19 protein-coding genes are annotated in these 22,504 nt (G+C 38.6%); 11 read left to right on the forward strand and 8 right to left on the reverse strand.

Annotated features, from left to right (window positions below; genetic code table 11):
* Positions 1–34: 34 nt before the first annotated feature.
* Positions 35–394, reverse strand: coding sequence for a hypothetical protein (locus tag ACAN52_RS05705; protein ID WP_378953418.1), 360 nt, complete (start codon positions 392–394; stop codon positions 35–37).
* Positions 395–752: 358 nt separating this feature from the next.
* Between ACAN52_RS05705 and ACAN52_RS05710 the strand changes: the two genes are divergently transcribed.
* The 6 genes from ACAN52_RS05710 (at position 753) to ACAN52_RS05735 (ending at position 7,503) form a co-directional block, all read left to right on the forward strand.
* A complete protein-coding gene (locus tag ACAN52_RS05710; RefSeq protein ID WP_378953420.1) occupies positions 753–2,243 on the forward strand; it encodes a methyl-accepting chemotaxis protein in 1,491 nt (496 codons plus the stop codon).
* A 195-nt stretch (positions 2,244–2,438) separates the two neighbouring features.
* Positions 2,439–4,064: an L-lactate permease gene (locus ACAN52_RS05715; protein ID WP_378953422.1), complete on the forward strand. Its 1,626-nt coding sequence runs from the start codon at positions 2,439–2,441 to the stop codon at positions 4,062–4,064.
* Between the two features lie 203 nt (positions 4,065–4,267).
* Complete coding sequence (locus ACAN52_RS05720) at positions 4,268–5,230, forward strand: 2-hydroxyacid dehydrogenase (RefSeq protein WP_378953424.1); 963 nt, start codon at positions 4,268–4,270, stop codon at positions 5,228–5,230.
* 162 nt (positions 5,231–5,392) lie between these two features.
* Positions 5,393–5,785: a (deoxy)nucleoside triphosphate pyrophosphohydrolase gene (locus ACAN52_RS05725; RefSeq protein WP_378953426.1), complete on the forward strand. Its 393-nt coding sequence runs from the start codon at positions 5,393–5,395 to the stop codon at positions 5,783–5,785.
* Positions 5,786–5,810: 25 nt separating this feature from the next.
* Positions 5,811–7,055, forward strand: coding sequence for a threonine ammonia-lyase (ilvA, locus tag ACAN52_RS05730; protein WP_378953428.1), 1,245 nt, complete (start codon positions 5,811–5,813; stop codon positions 7,053–7,055).
* Positions 7,056–7,287: 232 nt separating this feature from the next.
* Positions 7,288–7,503 (forward strand): CLC_0170 family protein, encoded by a 216-nt coding sequence (locus tag ACAN52_RS05735; RefSeq protein ID WP_378953430.1) that lies wholly within the window; start codon positions 7,288–7,290, stop codon positions 7,501–7,503.
* Here ACAN52_RS05735 and ACAN52_RS05740 read toward each other — a convergent pair.
* The 7 genes from ACAN52_RS05740 to ACAN52_RS05770 form a co-directional block, all read right to left on the reverse strand.
* Positions 7,493–8,776: a Ger(x)C family spore germination protein gene (locus ACAN52_RS05740; protein WP_378953432.1), complete on the reverse strand. Its 1,284-nt coding sequence runs from the start codon at positions 8,774–8,776 to the stop codon at positions 7,493–7,495. The genes ACAN52_RS05735 and ACAN52_RS05740 overlap by 11 nt on opposite strands.
* Entirely contained in the window at positions 8,680–9,780 is a 1,101-nt protein-coding gene (locus tag ACAN52_RS05745; RefSeq protein WP_378953434.1) for an endospore germination permease, read from the reverse strand. The genes ACAN52_RS05740 and ACAN52_RS05745 overlap by 97 nt, the downstream gene beginning before the upstream one ends.
* Positions 9,781–9,789: 9 nt before the next feature.
* Positions 9,790–11,436 (reverse strand): spore germination protein, encoded by a 1,647-nt coding sequence (locus ACAN52_RS05750; RefSeq protein ID WP_378953436.1) that lies wholly within the window; start codon positions 11,434–11,436, stop codon positions 9,790–9,792.
* 123 nt (positions 11,437–11,559) lie between these two features.
* Complete coding sequence (locus tag ACAN52_RS05755; RefSeq protein WP_378953438.1) at positions 11,560–12,126, reverse strand: CBO0543 family protein; 567 nt, start codon at positions 12,124–12,126, stop codon at positions 11,560–11,562.
* Between the two features lie 42 nt (positions 12,127–12,168).
* Positions 12,169–12,618, reverse strand: coding sequence for a hypothetical protein (locus ACAN52_RS05760; RefSeq protein ID WP_378953440.1), 450 nt, complete (start codon positions 12,616–12,618; stop codon positions 12,169–12,171).
* A gap of 15 nt (positions 12,619–12,633) precedes the next feature.
* Positions 12,634–13,410, reverse strand: coding sequence for a hypothetical protein (locus ACAN52_RS05765; protein WP_378953442.1), 777 nt, complete (start codon positions 13,408–13,410; stop codon positions 12,634–12,636).
* 234 nt (positions 13,411–13,644) lie between these two features.
* Positions 13,645–14,508, reverse strand: coding sequence for a LysR family transcriptional regulator (locus ACAN52_RS05770; RefSeq protein ID WP_378953444.1), 864 nt, complete (start codon positions 14,506–14,508; stop codon positions 13,645–13,647).
* A gap of 146 nt (positions 14,509–14,654) precedes the next feature.
* On the opposite strand from ACAN52_RS05770, the gene ACAN52_RS05775 reads away from it, so the two are divergent.
* The 5 genes from ACAN52_RS05775 (at position 14,655) to ACAN52_RS05795 (ending at position 22,398) form a co-directional block, all read left to right on the forward strand.
* Positions 14,655–16,577, forward strand: coding sequence for an aconitate hydratase (locus ACAN52_RS05775; protein WP_378953446.1), 1,923 nt, complete (start codon positions 14,655–14,657; stop codon positions 16,575–16,577).
* A gap of 85 nt (positions 16,578–16,662) precedes the next feature.
* Positions 16,663–17,811, forward strand: coding sequence for a 2-methylaconitate cis-trans isomerase PrpF family protein (locus tag ACAN52_RS05780; protein ID WP_378953448.1), 1,149 nt, complete (start codon positions 16,663–16,665; stop codon positions 17,809–17,811).
* Positions 17,812–17,912: 101 nt separating this feature from the next.
* On the forward strand, positions 17,913–19,373 hold the full coding sequence (locus tag ACAN52_RS05785; protein ID WP_378953450.1) for an SLC13 family permease: 1,461 nt from the start codon (positions 17,913–17,915) through the stop codon (positions 19,371–19,373).
* Positions 19,374–19,425: 52 nt separating this feature from the next.
* Positions 19,426–20,025 carry a beta-class carbonic anhydrase gene (locus ACAN52_RS05790; protein ID WP_378953452.1) on the forward strand — a complete coding sequence of 200 codons (600 nt, stop codon included), beginning with the start codon at positions 19,426–19,428 and terminating at the stop codon, positions 20,023–20,025.
* Between the two features lie 336 nt (positions 20,026–20,361).
* Positions 20,362–22,398 (forward strand): methyl-accepting chemotaxis protein, encoded by a 2,037-nt coding sequence (locus tag ACAN52_RS05795; protein WP_378953454.1) that lies wholly within the window; start codon positions 20,362–20,364, stop codon positions 22,396–22,398.
* Positions 22,399–22,504 lie beyond the last annotated feature (106 nt).

Consider the following 22,504-nt stretch of genomic DNA (forward strand, 5'->3'; position numbering starts at 1 on the left):
ACCCCACTCGATTGAGTGGGGTATTCGCCATTGACTATGGGTTTTCCCATAATTCCATGTCATTTAATTTTTGTATCATAGAAAGCGCTTCATGATCAATTGCCTTATGGTTGCAATCAACGAGATTACCAGGACCTTCACTACCAACCGGTGACAAAAAAAGTTTGTTACTCGATGAATACCAAAGCCAATTCCACTCCAGTGGTTCTTCTTCGAAATGTAGTTGTGCAAGGATATTGGGTTGCACAACTTCTCTACAGTTTAGTAATGATGTGGGACTGAAAAAGTCAAGAACATGGATTGTTTTTGTTTCTGTATTGGCCTTAATTAATAAGTGTAAGCGACCGCAATCGTACTCATAAGGAGTCTGGATAAAGTTTAGTTTTTTGATCATGGTAGTACCCCTCCTCAATATATCCTTATTTTCAATTATATACTAGCATGAAGGGAAAAAGTTGTCAGATTATATAAAAATAATATGCAATCATTTTAGTGTTAGAAATGAAAAGAATTAAATGAAATCAATTATCATTGGTGATTATTGACAATGATAAGGAGCAGAGTTATACTATTAATGGCAAAAGTAGAAAAATGTAAACAGAAGACATCTTATGCCTAAAAATAGAATTTTTATATAATTCAATAATTAGCAATGACGCTACAAAATAAGAAATGAAAAATCATTTCTTATTTTGTAGCGTTTTTAATTGGTAAAAATAAATAAGTTTAAATTAATGTAAGGAGAGGATAAGATGTCATTTTGGTTAGTAACAGGAAAAGCGTATCGCAAGTTAATTCATGCCGTAGAGGAAATTTCAACAGGTAAATTAGGAAGTGCATTTAACGCCAAGGATTATCCTAATCATTTGCAGCCATTAGTCACCCATATTAACAAATTAGTTGAAATGTTACGCAAATTTACTCGAGATACTCAAGTGAGTTCTAGTAAAGTCTTTGCAGCTGTAACACAGGTAACAGGTGCAATTTGGAATGCGACACAACTAGCGCAAGAAATTCAGCATGAAGCCAATGAAGCAAGGCGTTTAGCTCTCTCATTAAATGAGTCATCACAATATGCTAATCAACAAATTCATCAAGTCATGGAATCTTCAAAAACCATAAAAGTTCTTGCTGAAGGAATTCATCAAGATGGTATTGAAAGTAAAAAAGCAGCTGAGCAAGGATGTTATTTTGTCTCACAAGTTGCTAAATCTATGGAAGATATTTGTAAATCTTCTGCAGATATTCAAGGACGTATTGATGCTCTTACACAAGTGGCAAAGGAAATTGATAGCTTTCTCTCAACGATTAGCGCAATTTCAGATCAAACAAATCTACTAGCATTGAATGCCAGTATTGAAGCAGCTAGGGCTGGAGAGCATGGTAGGGGTTTTTCCGTAGTTGCCCAAGAAATTCAAAAATTGTCGGATGCAAGTCAGCTTGCCGCAAGTTCGGCTTTTGGCCTTCTTGCCCAAATTGATACGGGCATTACAACCACTGCACAAGCAGCGGCTGATGGCGCAAAGCTGGTGCAACAAGGTTCAAAAGCGACAGCTGAGGCCGATGTTATGTTGAAAAGAATTTTATCTTCTAGTGCACATGTAGAAACTCAGTTATCAGAAGTCAGTGCTGCTAGACAGGTCCAGCTTGAAGCAACAGAACATGCAGCGGCATTTTTGGAAAAAATGGCAATCATGTGTGGAAAAACCTTAGAGCATGCAGATGGAGTTGTCAATCGATTGGATCAACAAAGTATCCATTTAACAGAGACAGAACAGATGGGGCAGATATTAAGTGGAGTTGCTGATTATTTAGTAGAGACAACGCAAAGTCTTACTATTTTTTCAGTAGATGATGTTTTAAAAGAGCAATTGGATGTAAGTGTTAGTGAGTTAAAAGTAGAATTGGCCCAGTTGGCTGAAGAACCTCAGATCAGCAGTCTATTAGCGACGGATCATCATACAATATTATCTAAGTTTTTACATTCTCATTCCCATTTAGAGGCCGTGTGGACGAATCAAGTTGATGGTAGATTTATTATTTCATTACCACCAGCTGGTATTGCCAATGCTAGTTCTCGTGAGTGGTTTCAAGAAAGTCTTGCCGGGAAAGTTTATGTGTCGTCAATCTATGTTTCAGCTATTTCAGGTCAGTCATGTTTGACGGTTTCTGTGCCAATTTATGATAAAGAAAGCGTAATAATTGGTGTTTTAGGTGTAGATTTAAAATTGGCAATATCATAATTAAATTCTAAAAACTAGGATATAAACCTACGAAAAATGTATTCCAATAAAAGGAATTTTGCGTTTTGTGGCGAAGAATAAAGAGGGGATAGGAAGTATATGGGATTCGTTATGAAGAACAGTACTTGTAATTTTTAACGAAAGGAGGCATAAGAGAGTAAAAGGCTAAGGATGGGAAAAAAAGGGAGGAAAAAAATGGACGCGTTCATTGCTTCGTTACCGTTATTAGTTTTCTTAATCGGTCTGCCAGTATTGATGCAACCAGCAGTTCGAGTTGCACCCGTTGCTTGGCTATTGACTATAATCTTAGCAATTTTCTATTATGGTTTTCCAGCTCAGGTTACTCTTTTGGCAGCTCTGCAAGGGGCTATCACTGGTATTTTCCCAATCATGTATATTCCTTTTGGTGCTATTGTTGTTTATAATGTATTAAAAACAACAGGTTGGATGAACAAAATGCAGAATGCTATGTCGTCATTAACTTGTGACCGTCGGGCGCAGGCATTACTCATTGGTTTTGGTTTTAGTGCTTTCTTGGAAGGAATTTGTGGTTTTGGTGCACCAGTGGCGATTCCTGCCAGTATTTTAGTTGGCCTCGGTTATGATCCAATTATGGCAGCTCTGGTTTGCTTAATTGCAAATACAGGTCCCGTTCCTTTTGGATCGCTGGCAATTCCTACGGATACTCTCGCCTTAACAACTCAATTAGATTTTATGAAGTTGTCACAAATGACTGGGCGGCTCATGGCACCTTTAGCATTTATTATGTCTTTTGCAACGGTTTTCATTATGTCTGGCATCAAAGGTATGACAGGTATCATGCCGGCCATTCTGATTACGGGTATTAGCTTTTCTATCGTCGAGTTTGCTGTGAGTAATATCCTTGGTGCCACTTTGGCAAGTATCTTAGGAGCACTTGTATGTTTAGGATGTCTTTCTGTATATTTATATAATTTGAAAGTCGATGAATATTGGATATTCCCCAATGAAAAAAATCCTGGTGTTTGCAACACTAAAAATATTAATTTTCAAGAATTAGCAATGTCGTGGTTACCGTATATCCTTTTGACATTACTCGTCATTGCTGTGAATCTGCCATCAACTAGACCTATTTTTGCTGGTAAAGTTCCTGGGTCTGAGTGGATGCTCATTAAGTCTTATATCTATAATCCAAATAAAATCTATGCTTTTACTTGGCTGCAAAGTCCGGGAACATTGATGCTCATTGCCGGTTTAATCTCTTTTAAATTCATGAAGATTCCGTTTAGTGAGTACACTAAACAATTTAGTATTACTTTTAAACAAATGCTACCAGCTTTTATTACAGTAGCTTGTATTTTATCCATTTCTGAAGTCATGAATATGGCATTACCCATTGTTGATGCCAAAACAAAAATGGCAGTTTGGGTAAGTGGCAGTGGAGCTGCTCAACCATCAATGATTGCGATGATGGCTAAAAGTTTGGTAGCAACTGTCGATCAACAATTTATGCCTTTCCTTAGCCCATTAATTGGTGCCTTAGGCGTATTTATTACTGGTAGTAATACATCGGCTAATGCATTATTTGGTAATTTACAAGCATTGACTGCACAAGGATTGGGATTATCTGATATTTTGATGGCTTCTGCTGGGAGTGCTGGTGCTTCCGCTGGTAAAATGATTTCACCCCAAAGTATCGTAATTGCCGCGACTGCTGTCGGTCTGCTTGGCAAAGAGGGTTTAATTATGCGCAGAACCATTAAATATGCTCTTCCCTATGTCATCTTCCTTGGTTTTATGGTCTGGCTATATAGTTTTGTATTCCCTGGATTGATTCCTTAAGTTAAGAGTAAAATATCAGTACAGCAACGATCTTTTAGATCAATGCTGTACTATTTTTTTACAGAATAAAGGTGTTTTTTTCCCCACTCTTGCTCTAAGTAAAAGAAGTAAGGCTTGTCGTAAGCCAAGTCTTTTCTGATATGGGACAGGATTTTGACTTAAGTTTATCGAAATAAAGAAAAAAATAGATAGGTGGGTGGAAAATGAATCAATATAAAGTCGTAATGACTGGTCGGCTTATGACTCCTGCTCTGGAACGTATTCAAGAAACTTGTGAAGTAAAACTGTGGGAAAAAGCGGAATCAATTCCCCATGAGACTCTAGTTGACTGGCTTAAAGATGCTGAAGGTCTTGTAGTGACTGGTGATATTCAAGTTAATGAGGAACTTTTACAATATGCTCCTAAGCTCAAGGTAATTGCTCAGTCAGCGGTTGGCTATGATAATGTGGATACTGAAGCGTGTACGCGCCATGGCATATTATTTGGTAATACGCCAGGTGTACTTGTTGAGACCACTGCCGATTTAGCTTTTTCTCTGTTGTTATGTGCAGCACGACGAATTCATGAAGGGTGGAATTTTGTACGTGAAGGATCTTGGAACCGCGGTTCAAAGATCTCACTCGGAATTGATCTTGCAGGGAAAACTCTTGGTATCGTGGGCATGGGACAAATTGGAGTTGCAGTTGCCAAGAGAGCTAAGGTTTTTGGCATGAATGTCATCTATTACAATCGTAATCGTCGCTTGGATGATCATGAGACAGGTGCAACTTACCAGTCTTTTGATGCAGTACTTGCACAGGCTGATTGTATGATTGTATTGACGCCTCTGTCCAAAGAGACGAGAGGATTATTTGGAGCGTCCCAGTTTGCGCAAATGAAACGGACAGCTTATTTTGTTAATATGTCACGTGGTCCAGTGGTAGATACAAATGCATTATTTGATGCATTACAAACTGGGAAAATCGCCTATGCAGCTCTTGATGTCACTGATCCTGAACCTTTACCTGGTGATCATCCATTATTAACACTTTCTAATATTTTAATTACGCCTCATATTGGGTCGGCGACGCAAGAAACACGTACGGCTATGTCTCAACTGACCGCTGATAATTTGCTTGCAGGGCTAAATGATAAACCACTCCCAGCTTGTGTAAATGCCAAATAAAAATAGAAAAATGTTAAAATGATCTAAAAATACACCTTGTCAATACCTGATAGGGTGTATTTTGCGTAAATATAAGTAATTTAGCAGGAGTTTAGCAATTGCTCGCGAAGTATATTCTTTTCTCGATATAAATATGATGGAACAAAGAATAGGGGTATTCATGTGAAAGTTGTAGTTGCGGGTCTATTGATGAAAGATGGACAATGTTTAATTGCTAAGCGTAGAACTGGAGATGCATTGGCTAATTTATGGGAATTTCCAGGTGGGAAAATCGAAATTGGCGAAACACCTGAAGAGTGCTTACGGCGCGAAATGCTTGAAGAACTTCAAATTGATGTAGAAGTTGGACAGTTTTTTGCTGAAAGTAGTTATGAATATGAGTTCGGCAGAATTCAACTCTTCGTATATTGGGTGTCTTGGAATGGTGATACTTTATCTTCGACTGTACATGATGAAATTGCATGGGTTGATCCACAAACAATCCTTAACTATAAATTCGTACCAGCCGATATTCCAATTGTTGAAAAACTAATCTGTTGTAAAGAAAAATTTTAATGATCATAATGAGTGGAGGAACTTTATGCCTGACCTAACTAACAAAACATTTGAAATTGCCAATTCGTATATCTCACTTGCAGATCTTTATGTGGCGGCAAAAAAATTAGAAAGTGTTATCAAAAAAACAGAACTTATCGAAAGCCCATTTTTTAGTCATGAATGTGGAAATCGTGTATTTATCAAACCTGAGAATCTTCAAGTAACAGGTGCTTTTAAAATTCGTGGTGCATTTAACAAACTCAGTAAACTCAGTGAAGAAGAAAAAAGTCGGGGCGTTATTGCCGCTTCTGCGGGAAATCATGCGCAAGGAATTGGCTATGCTGCCCAGCTTCTTGGTATAAAGGCTACACTCGTTATGCCAGCTGCTACGCCGATTATAAAAGTCGAAGCCACAAAGAATTATGGTGTCGATGTGGTTTTATATGGCGATAGTTATGATGAAGCTTATAAAAAGGCCAGAGAACTTGAAACTGAGAACCAGTATGTTTTTGTTCATCCATTTGACGATTTGGATGTCATTATGGGACAAGGCACAGTAGCCTTAGAAATTATAAATGAATTAGATGATGTTGATGAAATTTTAGTTCCTATCGGTGGCGGTGGTTTAATTAGTGGTATGGCTTTTGCTATTAAAATGCTAAAACCAGAAATAAAAATAATTGGTGTCGAACCTGAAGGAGCTTGTTGTATTAAAGAATCTCTTATTCAAGACAGGGTGATTGAACTTGAGAAAGTGGATACAATGGCAGATGGTACAGCTGTTAAAAAACCAGGTGATTTAACATTTGAACTGATTAGAGAGTTTGTAGATGAAGTGGTTACTGTATCTGAATTTGAGATCTTAGAAGCTATTTTACTCTTAATGGAGAAACATAAACTTATTGTTGAAGGGGCAGGGGCTTTATCTTTAGCAGGTCTGAAAAAATTAAAGTCAAAAGATAAAAAGGTAGTTTGTTTAGTCAGTGGCGGAAATATTGATATCTCTACCATATCGGCTATTATTAATCGTGCTTTAGTATCGAGAGGGCGACTCTTTTGCTTTACAGTGAATTTACCTGATAAACCAGGTGAATTGCTTCATGTTGCGAATATTCTCTCCGAGTTAAAGGCAAATGTGATCAAATTAGATCACAATCAATCCAAAGTGATGGATCGGTTTAAACAAGTTCAATTGGAAGTTACTGTTGAAACCAATGGTAATGATCATGTTGACGAAATTGTTGCTGAATTTCAAAAAAATGGAATTGACATTCAAAAAGTATATTAACAAAGCAAGGTTACTCAATGGTGCAAACACGACCATAATTGAAGATTTAGGTTAATGAAAGATGAGATACCCCTCGTTTACGAAATCGTAAATGGGGGGTATCTCTTTTTCGAATTTCTTTATTACGTTTTGAGGGCACGCCATTGTCTAATTGTGTCAAGAGACAATCGATCATGATTTTATTCATAAAAAAAATACGATAAGCCATACTAAAACATACAGGAGGTAACAGATGAACAGTGCAGAACTTAGTGCTATTTTACTAGCTCCCTTATCCCTTAGTTATGCCGTTATAATCATCTTACTGGGATTATACTCATTAACTTTTAATGTTAATGATGCCAAAAATAAAAATCATCCCTGCGCGGAAAAGACGGCTCGCATAGGTGGATGGTTGTATATGATAGTCGGCTTAGCAATGATGATACAACAAATACTTAGTGAGTAATGACTGGTCGGCGAATTTGAATCTTAACGTCGACATTCAATTGAGCCATTGGAAAAACCTCTTCATCCCAACGGTCTTGTACGTTTTTCCAATAGTCAGGATGCTGGCGATGGACTAAATCTCCTAGTTCAGTGACATCGGCTTTTAACTGTTGTTGTTTGCTGAAAGCGGCCTTGATACTGCGCGTTACCTCAGCAGCGATTTCTTTTTCTACAGCCTTCGTAAAGACAGGATCGACCGCATCTTGTTCATGGACCATGTTTTCGCCCAAATTGCCAATCAATATGACTTTGACAGTAAATAAAATTTGATCATCTTGTACAGAGGTATCAATATTCATTTTTTTTTCATATATTTCAAATGCGACTGTATGCTGAGGGTCAGCTGGATTAGGTGCAACAACAATGCCTTGTTTCAAGGTTTGGCGCAAAATTTTGCCGCCTAAAATTTCTAATTCATTCATCTCTCCAACCATTTTATGGTCTTTATTAAAAATAGCTCCTTTTAATAGCCGAACTTCTTTATCTTCAGTAACAATGATCGGTACAATGAAAGAATGATTTGATCGTAAGGCTTGGGCAATTTGCCCTAGTTCTGCTTTACCAGCAAAATAAGGTGCTTTATCCGTATTTGCTGTCAGTTTACCAATAAAGGTACTGTTTACTTCTTCTACTTGTAGTTTAGCTTTTAAGATATCTTCAGCTCGTCCAGGAGTAACAAAAACTCTTGTTAAGCGTCGCATTTCTGCATCACGCAAGAAAAAATCAAGTATATCACCAACACCTTCTCTTGCTACAGCTTCGCTGAAAACCAAGATTTGAATATCTTCAAAAAATGGACTAAAATAGGTTTTTGTGCTAATCATGCGAGTGATGGCAAACATAGATTCGCCTTCACCAGACCAAATGAGATGATTTTGCCCTTTATTTACTTCTTTACTTGCTTCTTGCTTGTTAAATTTGGGCATTTCAATCGTAAGTTTATATTTTCGTTGCCCTGCTGCCTGGGGCGTTTTATCGAGATCATAAAGTCCCTTAGGTCCTGACGATACAACATGGTCTATGCCTACTCCTAAGACATAACCGCGATTTTCAATTTCTTTGCGATCCCAGCAACCTGCTATAAGCAAAGTTAACGTGAACAGTATGCCAATTAATAGCGTTTTCCAGCATTTTCTTAGCATGACATTTTTCTCTTGGATTTTAACCATGCCAGGACGAGTAGCAAGGGGGTTACCCCTAATCCCCAAAATATTCCAGCGTAATTTACCCATTGGGTAATCACTTGAATTGCGTAGGCATTGGGTGGTATATAAACAAGATAGTAGATGAAAGGTAGTAACAGCACCACTATGCAACGACTACTCTCTAGTTTAAACATTTGGCCAATACCGAAAGAAATAAAATAGATCCAGTTGATGAGGGAGGTAAAGGCGATAACAACCCAAATTGTCATTAAATAGCCATCCAGTCGTTCGATAAAAGTATCAGGTATTTCAATGAAACGATAAGCCATCATTGTGGGAATAATTGTATTAGCTGTTTCATTTGATCCTAATATCCCTTGAACAATGAGTGTCATTATAACATAGATGAATGTAGCCATACCGATACCATACATCCCCCACTTTAATATGGTTTTTTTAGGAGTGATAAATGGATAGAGGAAACCGATGAACATTTCGGGTCCAGTGTAAGTAAGCCAAGTCGATATCGTTCCTTGTAAAACTGGTGTAATTCCCTCCGCCAGTATTGGTTGATAATATTTTGCTTCAATGGATAAAACACCTAATAAAACAATTGTCAAGAATATTCCATATTCTTGTACAAAGAGAAATTGCTGTAAACGTAGAAGGGGAGCAAGACCATATTGTACGGCATACATCCCTAGTCCGAGAAGGAAAATATCAATAACCTGGGGTGGTGTAAGATCAAGTAAGTAGACTTTGACAGCAATGGTGAAAGTTCGCAAATATAATGCAATAATAACCATCATTAGTATGATCATTAGGCCATTTAAGATAAAACCTGGAATACGGCCAAGTAGCAGAACATGATAGTCCATAACGGTGACATTAGGAAAATATGCAGATAATTGGAGGGCAACCCAGAATGCCAAAAATATCAAAATACTACCTAATAACATTGGCATCCACATATCTTCTTTGGCAATGCGGGCAAGGTCACTCGGAAGTGTGAGTAAGCTAGATCCAAACATACAATTAACTGCAATGATGAAAAACTGTGATGGTGAAATCATGGTATTGTGGTTCATCATAATATGTTATCATTCCTTATCAGTGTTTTGCCGTACGCTGTCTTCTGTTTCTAAATAGGCAGGGCGCCTATCCATTGTTTTAGGGGGTACTATAATTGATGTAGCCTTTAAATCGCGGAGAGCAGCAAAGTTTCGTGGCGCCATGGGTGCTAAATAAGGCTCACCTAAACTTTCTAAATTAGCAAGGTGAATAGCAATTGCGAGTAGTCCGATCATCACACCAAATAGACCAAAACTTGCGCCCATCATCATGAGCATAAAGCGTAGTAAACGCAGGGGGAGTCCCATGTTGTGATGAACGATGGTAAAAGAAGCGATGGCCGTAAAGGAAGTTACAATAACGATAGGAGGGCTGACGAGTCCTGCTCGAACTGATGCATCGCCAATGACTAGACCACCAACGATACTGACTGCAGAACCAACGGTTTTTGGGAGTCGGATCCCTGCTTCTTGCATGATTTCTAACACAATGACCATAATTAATGTTTCGATAAAAACGGGAAAGGGTAAGCTTTCCCGATTAGTACTAATGATGAGTGCTAATGGCGTAGGTAAAAATGCAGGATGAAAAGAAGTCACTGCAACATAAAATGCTGGAAAGGATAATCCTAAGAAGGCAGCAATGTATCTAGAAATTCGTGTTAGTGTGCCGATCTGCCATTTTTGAAAGAAGTCATCACCTGCTTGAAAAAAATCAGAAAAGGCGGCAGGAAGAATCAGGCAATAAGGTGTGCCGTCGATAATCACACCAACCTTTCCCATTAACAAGGCAGTCGTAAACTTATCAGGTCGCTCTGTAGTTAATATAGTAGGAAAAGGTGAATGGGGATGATCTTCAAGCAAACCTTTCAGCCCAGATATAGTCGGATCATCAACGTTTAGATTCTTAAGACGTTGTTCTACTTCATGAACTAATTTCATATTGACAATGCCACGAAAGTATACAATTGCTACATCTGTTTCACTTCGCTGGCCAACAGTGACTCGTTTCACTACAAGATTAGGATTTTTAATTCGCCTTCGGACAAGGGTAACATTGGTTCGTAATTCTTCTGTGAATCCATCGCGAGGACCGCTGATATCGCTTTCTGTTTGGGGATCAGAAACAGGACGGGAGTCAAGCTTGCGTGTGGCAATAATGAGTACAGTACTCAAACCATCTACAAATAAAGCTGTATCACCGGATAATACCCGCTTAGTCGCTGCTTTCATCTCATGCGTTGCCATGACCGAAGCCGCAGTTACTAGAGTATTTTTTAAATATTCATAGGTAGGTTCTTGTATTGGATTTGATAAACCCGTAATAGGCGGCATCGTCAATTTTGCCATAATGTGACCGTTGATAATAGCTTGATCAGTCATACTTTCTACAAATACAATGACGGCCCTGCGCTGCAGTGACATGATGAATAATTCTCTAATATGAATATCATTACTATCTGCGAAGATTTCTTCTAGATGGGCAACGTTCGTATCCAAACAGGTATCAATTTGATAAATTTCAGGATTAACAGAACGTTCTTTAAGGGAGCGTGTGATGGCTTCCATATCACTTTCTACTTGGCGAGCATGAGCAATTGTCGATGTAAGTTCGCGCAATTTAGCAGCGGTGTCATCATCGGGGCAATTTAAATTAGAATGATTATTTTTTTTCATCACGAGTCCCCCCAAATGTTTTTCTCATTATGGGTTTTCATCCATGACTTTATTTTATAAACTTGAGACTGATAGAGTTTCTTATGCCACATCAGCGCCACAGCTAAAGGATAGTAATCCGAATCAATTATTGCAGCTATATCTTTTGTTGATTGCCAAAATTTTTTCAACTAGCCATCTGAAGAAGATACCAAGTAATACGTAAATTGGAAAAGAATAGTAATACTGCCAACATAGCATTTTATACATACCTAAATAGTCGAGGGCTGGTTCAGCAATAAAAGAAAAGAGTAATGCCATTATAGTCAGCGCCTTTAGATAGGAATTCCACGAACGAAAATATTGGTAAATTAACATATAGGTTACTGGCAGTACTGCGTAGTTTATAGGAAGTAATTGAGGGTAAACGGGCAGTAATTTAAAAGGATAATGCCACAGAATTAAATCCGTTCCGAGATCATCCATCCAAGAGGCGGTCGCAAGCATAAACATACCTAGCAAGACAATCTCTGTAAGACGTTTTTTATCTATAATGCAAAACCATAAAATCCAAGGAATAATGAGCAATGCAACCAGTAGCCACCATTGCCAGGTAAACAAAGTATCCGTACGCCACTGCTGCATTCTCATGTCTGTGAAAACAGACTGTATTTGAACTAATTTGAGAGCTGATTCGGGAAAATTTAACATAAGTTATACCTACTCCTCACTTCAGAGTATTTTAGTTGTCGGCTAATTTTTTCTGCCAATACCGATAGCCAAATGGTTGAATAAAACTGTTTCCACAATCTCTACTTCATTTGGCTTACAATTTATGATAAGCACGACCTCGGTATTATAACAAAATTTCTTTTGTAAGCTTTTTTTATAAAGTACATATTTTATAACTAATCCCAAGCTCATTCCGCCAATGAAACTCAAAAGTCCCCATATAATCGGACCCCATTTCCACATAAAACCCCACATAACGCCAAGCGTCATAAAAATAGTCGCTAGAATAGTGGGTAAGTCAAACATGCTCTGGCCATCGGCTTGGTGGAGTGTGTCGAAGAGTCTTCTTTCTTTCGCTATCTTATTTAATGGTATTGCGCATATCCGATTTTCTTCGATACCTTTTTGTGCCAGATCCGTGATCGCAAGTTCGAGGAAATTCGAATGCTCAAATGATGCAACGACATGCATAACGAAGGTTACCTCCTATATAGGCATTTTAAAGTCTGAGCCTTGATATTCCCTGACCAAATAAGCAGCCTGCTCCATATCAAAGAGTCGATTGTATTCAATCGTATTAACATAAACATCATATATTGCAAAGCCCATTATTGAAGGCAAATACATAAACCATTCCAGATTTAAGACTGCTTTTGTCTGCTCAAAATCACCTAAAGCCGTGTACTGAATGCCCTGAAGAAGATGGGACATATATGTTATCCCTATCCACCCAATTAATATAAAAAAAGCTGTAGGTATCCTATGGCAGTAGAGATGACCAAGGCCTGGAGTAAGAATAGTCCACGCTACGCTAATCCAGGGAATGCGCTTGTCTAATGGGTTGATTTCAAAAAAAGACATGCTCGTAGCTTCAATCGGAGAATCATTCCGATCAGCCAAGATGGAAAGTTTATTTAGATCAACCGACAAGCGATAACTTGAGAAAATACAAAAACCCCAAACTGGAGCATAGAAGAGTAGCCAGCGATTATTTACAATCTCTTTTGCCATTTCGAAGCGACCTGTAAAGCTATATACAATAGCAGTGTTGAGACTTGACTGGGTATTAATTAATATTTCCCATGAAAACAATAAAAAACCGATTATATAATTTCCTAGACTGATATGTCCAAACCCTGGGAATGCGGCTGACCACCAGGCAATCACAAAGGGGTTTCTCAGATGCAAAAAATTAGTAGCGATTGAGGAGGCAACTGCCTTAGGTCGACGTTGTTTGGGGGATTGCAGAGTACTATTCGTCATTTTACCGACTCCGATCTGAGTGTTTTTATCCAAGTTTGTTTTAGCTTTTATAGGAATGATCATACTAAATGACCAGGTTGGATGCTTTGTATGCGATGATATTTAAAGATAGGGATTAAAGTGTTAGGGGATTGTTCTTATAGTATTGACCAATTTAGTAAAAGCATACACAAGGCTGTAGTAAAAAGCTCTCTGCTTGCAAGAAGTAGAGAGCCTTTTATTATAAAAATGGATTTAGATCTCATAATATTCTTTTAGATAATCAGTAAAAGCTTGGACTGCTGATAATTCTAAAGAAGAATTGCGATACAGCATCCATGTTCTTCGCAAAACTGATGTACCATCTCGCCAACATAATTCTTGGGTATAGAGAGAGTCGTGTTCTTTTAAACCAATTAATGGTAAAATGGCCCAACCGAGACCGTGAAGAACCATTTGGCGACAAGTGTCCATACTGTCCACTTCCATCGTAGTTTTAGGAGGGCAAGAAAATCTTTCCCGCCACCAATCTTCAAGCATTACCCGTAATGAAGAATCAGTTCCATAGCTAATTTGCGGATGATGGGGTAGATCTGAAAAGGGAATAGCACGAGGCGAGACAAGGCAGATTGGTTCTTCCAGAAGGAGATGCTTTTCTTCTGGCCAAAAATAATCTCCCCGTAGGATTGCTACAGCAACGTCTTCCTTTTGTAACATTTTATTAACTTGCGAACTTAAACCGGTTTTTAAAGAAATATCCACATTAGGATAGTGTTCAAGGAAGCCCTTTAAGATAGGGGGGAGCTGATAATGGGCGAAAATAGCTGAGGTTCCTAACCGTAAGGTTCCTTGTACTTGATTTTTCATATTTTGAACTCGCTCTTTGGCGAGTGAGAGTTGTGTTAACATACTCAGTGCATAGTCGAGCAAATGTTCACCCTGATGAGTGAAAACAATACCAGTGGTATTACGTAATACGATTTTGGCACCAAATTCTGTTTCTAAGTTTTTTAATCGATAACTAAGGGCTGGCTGAGACATGTAAAGTCGTTCAGCGGCTTTGGTAATATTTTTTTCTTCAGAGATAGTCTTTAAAATGAGCCAATCTTTATCATCCATTAGAATCTCCTTTTATACTCTGTTGATAAAATTTTTTTATTGAGTTAGATAAAAAACGAATATTATATTTATTAGTTATATTATAGTACACTATTCTTACAATTTAAATAATATTTTGAATATTATTAATAGGGGGAATTCATTATATGGGAAAAAATATATTCGAAAAAATTATTGGAAACCATTTATTGTCAGGTGTCATGGAGGTTGGCAGTGAAGTGGGGATACGCATCGACCAAACCCTGACTCAGGATGCCTTAGGTACCATGGCTTATTTGCAATTTGAAGCCATGGATGTTCCTGTAGTGAAAACCAAGTCAGTATCTTATATTGATCATAATACATTACAAGACGGGTTTGAAAATGCTGATGATCATCGATATTTACAAACTGTAGCAGATAAACATGGAATTCGGTATTCGAAAGCTGGTAACGGTATATGTCATCAGGTACATTTAGAACGTTTTAGTCGCCCAGGAGATACTCTTATCGGATCGGATAGTCATACACCTACATGTGGCGCAGTTGGTATGTCAGCGATGGGGGTTGGCGGCATGGATGTTGCCGTAGCTATGGCGGGAGGACCTTTTTACTTTACTTATCCTAAAGTAGTTCGTATCAATTTAGAAGGTAAGTTAGGGCCTTGGTGTGCAGCCAAAGATATTATTCTTGAAATATTGAAAATTCTAACAACAAAAGGGAATGTAGGTACAGTGATTGAGTATGGCGGCTCGGGACTCGCTTATTTGACAGTCCCAGAACGTGCCACGATTACAAATATGGGAGCAGAGCTTGGAGTCACAACTTCCATATTCCCTAGTGATGAAATGACACAAGCCTTCTTCAAAGCTCAAGGAAGGCTAGGAGATTGGCAAGAGTTAAAACCCGATGAAGATGCTCACTATGATAAAGTTATGGAAATTGATTTAGGGGCGATTGTACCTAATGTTGCCTGTCCCCATTCACCAGATAATGTAAAGACCATTAAAGAAATAGAAGGAATGGAAGTACAGCAAGTTTTAGTAGGAAGTTGCACCAATTCCTCTTATCGGGATTTAATGATGGTTGCAGCCATGATCAAAGGTAAAAAAGTTCACCCTAAAGTGAGTATGGGAGTGGCTCCAGGCAGTAAACAAGTATTGGCTATGATTGCTAAAAATGGTGCATTAGGAGAGCTGATTGCTGCGGGAGTGCGTATTTTAGAGTCTACATGCGGTTTTTGTGTGGGCTGCGGTCAAGCCCCTCAGACTAAAGGGGTATCCCTTAGAAGTAATAACCGGAATTTTGAAGGTCGGAGCGGTACTAAAGATGGCCTGGTATACCTAGTAAGTCCTGAAACATGTGTGGCAGCAGCTCTTACTGGAAAAGTTACCGATCCACGAGATTTAGGCTTGGAATATCCCAATATTGTATTGCCTGAATTATATGAGATTGATGATAGTATGGTTATTTTACCTTCTTGTGACGATTCTGTAGAAGTATTCCGTGGACCTAATATTGGTGCTCCGCCGAAAAATACTCCTATGCCGGAAAAATTAACAGCTAAAGTGGCGATCAAAGTCGAAGATAAAATCACCACAGATCATATTATGCCAGCAGGTCCATTTTTGAAATATCGTTCTAATGTTCCTAAATATTCGGGTTATGTATTTTATCATATTAATCCTGATTTTGCTTCTAAATGTGAGAATAACAAAGCAGAAGGTTTAGCTTCCGTAATTGTAGCTGGCCTGAGTTATGGACAAGGATCATCTCGGGAACATGCTGCTTTATGTCCTATGTACTTGGGCGTTAGGGTGCTATTAGCCAAAAGTGTAGAGCGTATTCATGGAGCTAATTTAACGAATTTTGGTATTCTGCAACTTACTTTTGCCGATGATGCTGATTATGAAAGGATTGAGGATGGGGATGAACTCACAGTTGATAACATCCATCAGGCGATAACGCAGGATATAATTATTGTGCGCAATGTAACTAAGGGATATGAGTTTCCAACAACATGTACTTTGACATCACGCCAACGAGAGATTGTATTATGTGGTGGGTTATTAAATTTCACTAGTAAGTAAGGTATGTAAAAGATAGAGTAGGGTAGTAAATGCTGATTTTGGTATATTTACTACCCTATTTATAAAAGGAGAATGGAATAATAGTATGAGAGAATATGTAAAAATTCCAGCCGTATATATGCGTGGCGGTACAAGTAAAGGCGCCTACCTAATGGTTGAAGATTTGCCTGCAGATCCAGTCAGTAGGGATAAGGTCATTCTTACTATCTATGGTAGTCCTGATGCTCGGCAAATCAACGGGATCGGTGGGGCTGATCCCCTTACTAGTAAAGTGGCCCTCATTGCACGATCTAATCGGGAAAATATCGATGTAGAATATACTTTTGGTTATGTAGGAATTAAAGATGCAGTGGTAGATTATGAAGGAAACTGTGGAAATATGTCCTCTGGCGTAGGTCCTTTTGCCATCCAGCAGGGGCTAGTGGCCATAACTGAACCGATTACTAAGGTGCGGATTTATAATACAAACACCAAAAAAGTAATTGAGGCTGAAATTCCAGTAAAAGATGGTGAAGTGATTACGGAAGGTGATTATGCCATTGACGGAGTTCCAGGCACTGGTGCAAAAATAGTGTTAAACTTCTTAAATTCTGGTGGTTCTAAAACTGGTAAGCTATTGCCTACAGGTAATGTAGTTGATGAGATTGTTCTTAGGGATGGTAAAAAAGTACGGGTAAGCCTAGTGGATGCGGCCAATCCATCGGTGTTTGTTAAAGCAACAGATATTGGTCTTAGTGGGGTGGAGCTACCGAAAGATACGGAGACTAATCCAGAAATATTAGAAATGATGGAAGATATCCGTACAACTGCGGCTGTTATGATGGGATTATCTCCTAGTAAAGATGCTGTAGGCCCTGCTGTCCCTAAAGTCGCTTTCGTATCAGCTCCCCAAGAGTATATTACCATCAATGGTATTACAGTCAATGCGATTGATATTGATTTGGTGGCTAGAACAAAGGCCCTAGGAGTTATGCACAAGGCTTATGCTGTTACGGGTGGTATCTGTGTATCGACAGCAGCCTTGATTGAAGGCACTGTTGTTAATGAACTTGTTAGTGAACAAGCTAAGGCTAGTGGTACTGTTCGATTAGGTCATCCTTCAGGTATCTTGGATTTTGAAATTAATCTTGAAAAGAACGAGGAATCTTGGCATCTTGATAAAGCAGGAGTAAGCCGTACAGCAAAACCTATTATGGATGGTCACGTATATGTTTCTCGTAAAGTTTTTGGATGAAAAATAACACATTGTATGGACGTGGTGTGTAATCTCACATTCATACAATGTGTTAAAGTGATATGTTATAAAAATTCTAGTAAATTTAGGAGGTATCAAAAATGTCAGAAAATACAAAAAAGACACCTTATAAAACAATACACGTTTTGATTGGGTTAGCATTAATGGCAGCTGTTATATTGATGCCACAGATCGCAGGTCTCTCAACAGCTGGTCAAAGAATACTCGGTGTACTTGCTTTTGCGGTATACGTCTGGGTGACAGAATCTATGCCTTATCCCGTCAGTGCCATTGCGATTTGTTTTTCGATGATTATGTGTCTAGGCTTATCGCCCGCAGTTGGTACGACAGGTAAGCTACTTGGAACAACAAAAGCGATACCCTTAGCTATGTCTGGTTTTGTTAATTCGGGTTGGATATTGGTCGCTGCAGGTATGTTTTTGGCTGAAGCAGTCCGCTTTACTGGCTTAGATCGACGGATCGCTCTTAATATATTGAAAGTTGTAGGGACTGAGCCTAAGAGAATCATCGGGGGAATTATGATTGCCGCTTATATTCTAGCTTTTATCATTCCTTCTATTGCAGCGCGAGCAGCAGCCTTGATTCCAATTTCTATGGGACTCATAACGGCTTTTAATGTTGATCTACGCAGTGTTTTTGCTCGACAACTCATGTTAGTCACTGGAATTATAGCACCGATAACTGCACTTATGGTTCTGACTGCCGGAGCGCCTAATCCCTATACAGTTGGTCTTTTGAGCAGTCAATTAAATCATACTGTTACTTGGAGCCAATGGTTGATTTATGCTGGACCTTTTTCCATTGCTCTAGGACTGATTGCATACGTTTTAGTTATCACTATGAACAAATTTGAAACACTTCCTGGGGGACCTGCTCTTATCGAAAAATATATGAAAGAGATTGGGGCCATGACTTCTAAGGAAAAACGAATTGGTATCATCTTTTTAATTACGATCATTTTTTGGGGAACAGAACATTGGCATCATATTGATGCGAATACGATTACTGTATTTGCCACCTTGCTTCTCTTCTTGACGCGGGTCGCTACTTGGAAAGAAATGAGTGACAGAGTGCAATGGGGTACGTTGGTGTTATTTGGTATTGGTATATCGATCGGTGAAGTATTATTAAAAACTGGTGCGGCGACTTGGGGTGCCCAAGCGACTTTGGGTAGTTTAGGACTTCAGAGCATGAGCGCACCGATGATGTTGGCTGTTATTGCAGTACCGCTTATTATCATTCGTTTGGCTTTCTCGAGTATTGTAGCATTAGGGGCTCTCGTTGTACCGACCATATTAGGATTGCTGGTTAGTTTTAATGATCCCAGTATATCTGTATGGAGTATCACTTTAATATCTTCATTTCTTGTATATTTTTCCTTCCTTCTTCCCGTTAATACACCTGCTACATTATTAACATATGCGACAGATACCTATGAACTCAAAGATATGCTTCGCCTAGGTATTCCACTCACAATTCTAGGTTTATTAGTGTATGTTTTATTTACTCACACGTACTGGCATTGGATTGGCTTGCTCTAAAAAATCAGCATAAAGATCGCATTCAAAACTTCGTATAATGGGGGAATTGTGAATGAATATTTTGGATCAAGTATTAAAGGCCAATCGAACATTTGTTGAACAATTGCCAAATGAGTATGTAGAGTATCATAATTGTCCCAAGAATAGCAAATATCCAAATCGGCATTTGGCGATTTTTACTTGTATGGATACTCGATTGGTCAATTTTCTAGAAGTGGCTATGGGGATCAAACGTGGTGAAGCTAAAGTCATTAAGAATGCGGGAAATACGATTACTGGTCCTTTTGAGGCTACGATTCGAAGCTTATTAGTAGGAATTTTTGAATTGGATATTAAGGAAATTCTCGTCATTGGACATTTGGATTGTGGCGTCGCCAAGACAACAGGTCAAAGTCTGATTCAAAAAATGCTAGCTAGAGGAATTTCAGCAGATGCTATCAAAATGGTGAAAAAAGATCTAGAGGAGTGGATCGACAATTTTCATAATCCAGAAGAAAATATCATAGAAACTGTATCCCAAATTCGCAATAATCCATTGATTCCTCAAGATGTACCTGTCCATGGTTTAATCTTAGATCCCCATACAGGTGAGTTAAAATTGTTAGTTGATGGGTATCAGTATTATGTTGAATCAATTTTTTCAGTAAGTTAAGCCCTTTTATATAGAGATACGTGCTTTAAGCATATGTCTCTTATAATGCTGTGATTGATAGAATATCTTAAGTTAACGGTACAGTTAAAAGGAGAAAATGTGATAAACTTTTGCTGGAGTCGATTCTATTCTTATTCTAGGCGGGTTAATTTTTAGGACTGTGGTGATTTTACAAAGTTAAATGATAAGAAGGCTAAAAAATATTATTGGTCATTAAGAAATTCTGCAAAGTAAATATATTTTGCAGGATTTTGTATTTTAATATCAAAATTAGTAATATGGTATATTCATACAGGACATCAGATCAAGGAAAATGCTATATAGGGGGGAGTCAAAATGAATTTTAGACGATCCAGTATACGCAGTCGACTATTACTGATGGTATTACCTTTGGTGATCCTTTCATTGGGAACAGTAGTTGGGCTCAGTTATTATTATTCCAGCCAATTTTTATCAAAGAGTATTGATGAGACCGCAGTTTCGATTGGTGCCGATTATTCGAACCAGATTAGAGGCGTCATTAATGAAAGAGTGATTGAATTAGAAGGTTTGGCTAGCAATCAGGTAATGCATAGCAGTCATGATCAGGCACAAGTCGTTAAAAGTTTAAATGATACGTATAAAAGAACTGGTAATTTTGATAATATAAATGCACTGTTTCCCGATGGTTCAGGTGTACGATTTAATGGAACTACAACAAATGTAGCTGATCGTGATTACGTGAAAATGGTTGTGAGTACCAAGAAATTGTATATATCAGAACCTGGCCTTACAAGAGGTACTGGAAAAATAGGTCTAATTATTGCGGTCCCAGTGTTAGAAGATAACAATCTTGTCAAAATCATCACAGGAAATATTTCTTTGCAACGGGTGAATGATTTAATTAAAGAAGTTAAATTTAAGGATAATGGGTATGCCGTTTTGATTGATGACTCGGGCATGATACTTGCAGATGCAAGAAGGCCAGAATTAAATGGAAAGTTCAATGTCGTGACAAAAAAACTTGACCCAGAGCTCCAAATGCAGAAAGTGGAATTTGATGATCATTATAACAAACTTTTTGCAGAGGCTAAAACAGGCAAACGGGTGTCTGGATCTTATGTTGATCTGGATAGGACTGAAAATATTGGAATTTTTACACCGGTTAAACTTCCTGGAGGACAACAATGGATTATGGTTGTTTCTGCGCCAAAGACAGAGGTAACGCGAGAGGTGGCAGTGCTGTCGAAAATTATGCTTTGGGTTGTTTTTCTGTGCATCATACTAACAACGATTGTAATCACATATGTTAGTCATAAATTTGCCAGTCCCATTGTTCTTATGAGGGATGAAGCGTTATTACTAGCACAGGGGGATCTTACGCAGCGACAAGTTAATATTGATTCGAATGATGAAATTGGGCAATTGGCCCATGCCTTTCGGGAAATGGCAGAAAATCTACGTCATTTAGTCGTACAAGTACAGTTGCAAGCTGATACTATCGCAGCATCTAGTGAACAATTAACTGCGAGCGCGCAGCAATCTGCTCAGGCCGAAAATCAGGTAGCAGCCTCGATCACAGAAATCGCTCAAGGGACAGAGCGACAGTCTGTTTCTATCACGAGTATGGCGGCTGTGGCTGAGGAAATAGCCGCAAGCATTGGAGAAATAGCAAATACAGGTAAGATCATTGGTGAAACCGCTAACCTATCTATGAAAGAAACAGAACGTGGATACCGTGCCATTGACCAGGCAATGGCACAAATGAAACAAATTAATCAAGGTTCAGAGTCTGTTGGGCGCGTCATTGGTGAACTGGCTAAAGGGTCACAAGAAATTAGTGAAATTGTAAGCTTAATTGCTTCGATTGCAGGGCAAACCAATCTTCTTGCGCTAAATGCAGCCATTGAGGCCGCACGGGCAGGTGAGCAAGGGAGAGGTTTTGCAGTTGTTGCAGATGAAGTGCGAAAGCTGGCAGAGGGATCTAACCAAGCTGCAAAACAAATTGCTGAATTAATCAAAAAAAATGAAATTGACATGAATGAGACTATTATGGCGACTCGTACTAACAATGAGGCTGTTAATGCTGGTATTAACGTAGTTGGCATAGCAGGTCAGGTTTTTAAAGAAATCTCAAGTTCAGTCACCAACTTGTCAGATCAAATTTCCGAGATATCAGATTCGATTGATCAAATCGCAGTAGGAAGTCAAGGATTAGCTGATACGATACATATCGTTAATATGGAAAGCAAGACCAATGCAGTGGAAGCTCTCACTATTTCCGCTGCCAGCGAAGAACAATTGGCTTCGATAGAGGAAATTGCTTCTGCCAGTCAAGTGTTGGCAAAGATATCTTGCGAATTACAACATGTAATCGTTAATTTTAAAGTATAGGGATAGATTTTTAGCTTGAGTCCTCCTTATATTCACTAATGAAATAAGGAATCGCCAGCACGGAGTTTGTTTCCCAATGCTGGCGATTTCTTATTTCAATTTTTTA

Source organism: Pelosinus sp. sgz500959, from assembly GCF_042610375.1.
In the GTDB taxonomy this organism is placed as follows: Bacteria; Bacillota; Negativicutes; order DSM-13327; family DSM-13327; genus CTSoil-075.

What these genes read in the sequence shown, in the direction of transcription:
- ACAN52_RS05785 (WP_378953450.1), top strand. Translation starts at nt 17,913, where the DNA reads ATGTCAGAAAATACAAAAAAGACACCTTATAAAACAATACACGTTTTG.
- ACAN52_RS05735 (WP_378953430.1), top strand. Translation starts at nt 7,288, where the DNA reads ATGAACAGTGCAGAACTTAGTGCTATTTTACTAGCTCCCTTATCCCTT.
- ACAN52_RS05790 (WP_378953452.1), top strand. Translation starts at nt 19,426, where the DNA reads ATGAATATTTTGGATCAAGTATTAAAGGCCAATCGAACATTTGTTGAA.
- ilvA (WP_378953428.1), top strand. Translation starts at nt 5,811, where the DNA reads ATGCCTGACCTAACTAACAAAACATTTGAAATTGCCAATTCGTATATC.
- ACAN52_RS05750 (WP_378953436.1), bottom strand. Translation starts at nt 11,436, where the DNA reads ATGAAAAAAAATAATCATTCTAATTTAAATTGCCCCGATGATGACACC.
- ACAN52_RS05760 (WP_378953440.1), bottom strand. Translation starts at nt 12,618, where the DNA reads ATGCATGTCGTTGCATCATTTGAGCATTCGAATTTCCTCGAACTTGCG.
- ACAN52_RS05755 (WP_378953438.1), bottom strand. Translation starts at nt 12,126, where the DNA reads ATGTTAAATTTTCCCGAATCAGCTCTCAAATTAGTTCAAATACAGTCT.
- ACAN52_RS05705 (WP_378953418.1), bottom strand. Translation starts at nt 394, where the DNA reads ATGATCAAAAAACTAAACTTTATCCAGACTCCTTATGAGTACGATTGC.
- ACAN52_RS05715 (WP_378953422.1), top strand. Translation starts at nt 2,439, where the DNA reads ATGGACGCGTTCATTGCTTCGTTACCGTTATTAGTTTTCTTAATCGGT.
- ACAN52_RS05795 (WP_378953454.1), top strand. Translation starts at nt 20,362, where the DNA reads ATGAATTTTAGACGATCCAGTATACGCAGTCGACTATTACTGATGGTA.
- ACAN52_RS05780 (WP_378953448.1), top strand. Translation starts at nt 16,663, where the DNA reads ATGAGAGAATATGTAAAAATTCCAGCCGTATATATGCGTGGCGGTACA.
- ACAN52_RS05720 (WP_378953424.1), top strand. Translation starts at nt 4,268, where the DNA reads ATGAATCAATATAAAGTCGTAATGACTGGTCGGCTTATGACTCCTGCT.
- ACAN52_RS05770 (WP_378953444.1), bottom strand. Translation starts at nt 14,508, where the DNA reads ATGGATGATAAAGATTGGCTCATTTTAAAGACTATCTCTGAAGAAAAA.
- ACAN52_RS05710 (WP_378953420.1), top strand. Translation starts at nt 753, where the DNA reads ATGTCATTTTGGTTAGTAACAGGAAAAGCGTATCGCAAGTTAATTCAT.
- ACAN52_RS05740 (WP_378953432.1), bottom strand. Translation starts at nt 8,776, where the DNA reads ATGGGTAAATTACGCTGGAATATTTTGGGGATTAGGGGTAACCCCCTT.
- ACAN52_RS05765 (WP_378953442.1), bottom strand. Translation starts at nt 13,410, where the DNA reads ATGACGAATAGTACTCTGCAATCCCCCAAACAACGTCGACCTAAGGCA.
- ACAN52_RS05775 (WP_378953446.1), top strand. Translation starts at nt 14,655, where the DNA reads ATGGGAAAAAATATATTCGAAAAAATTATTGGAAACCATTTATTGTCA.
- ACAN52_RS05745 (WP_378953434.1), bottom strand. Translation starts at nt 9,780, where the DNA reads ATGATGAACCACAATACCATGATTTCACCATCACAGTTTTTCATCATT.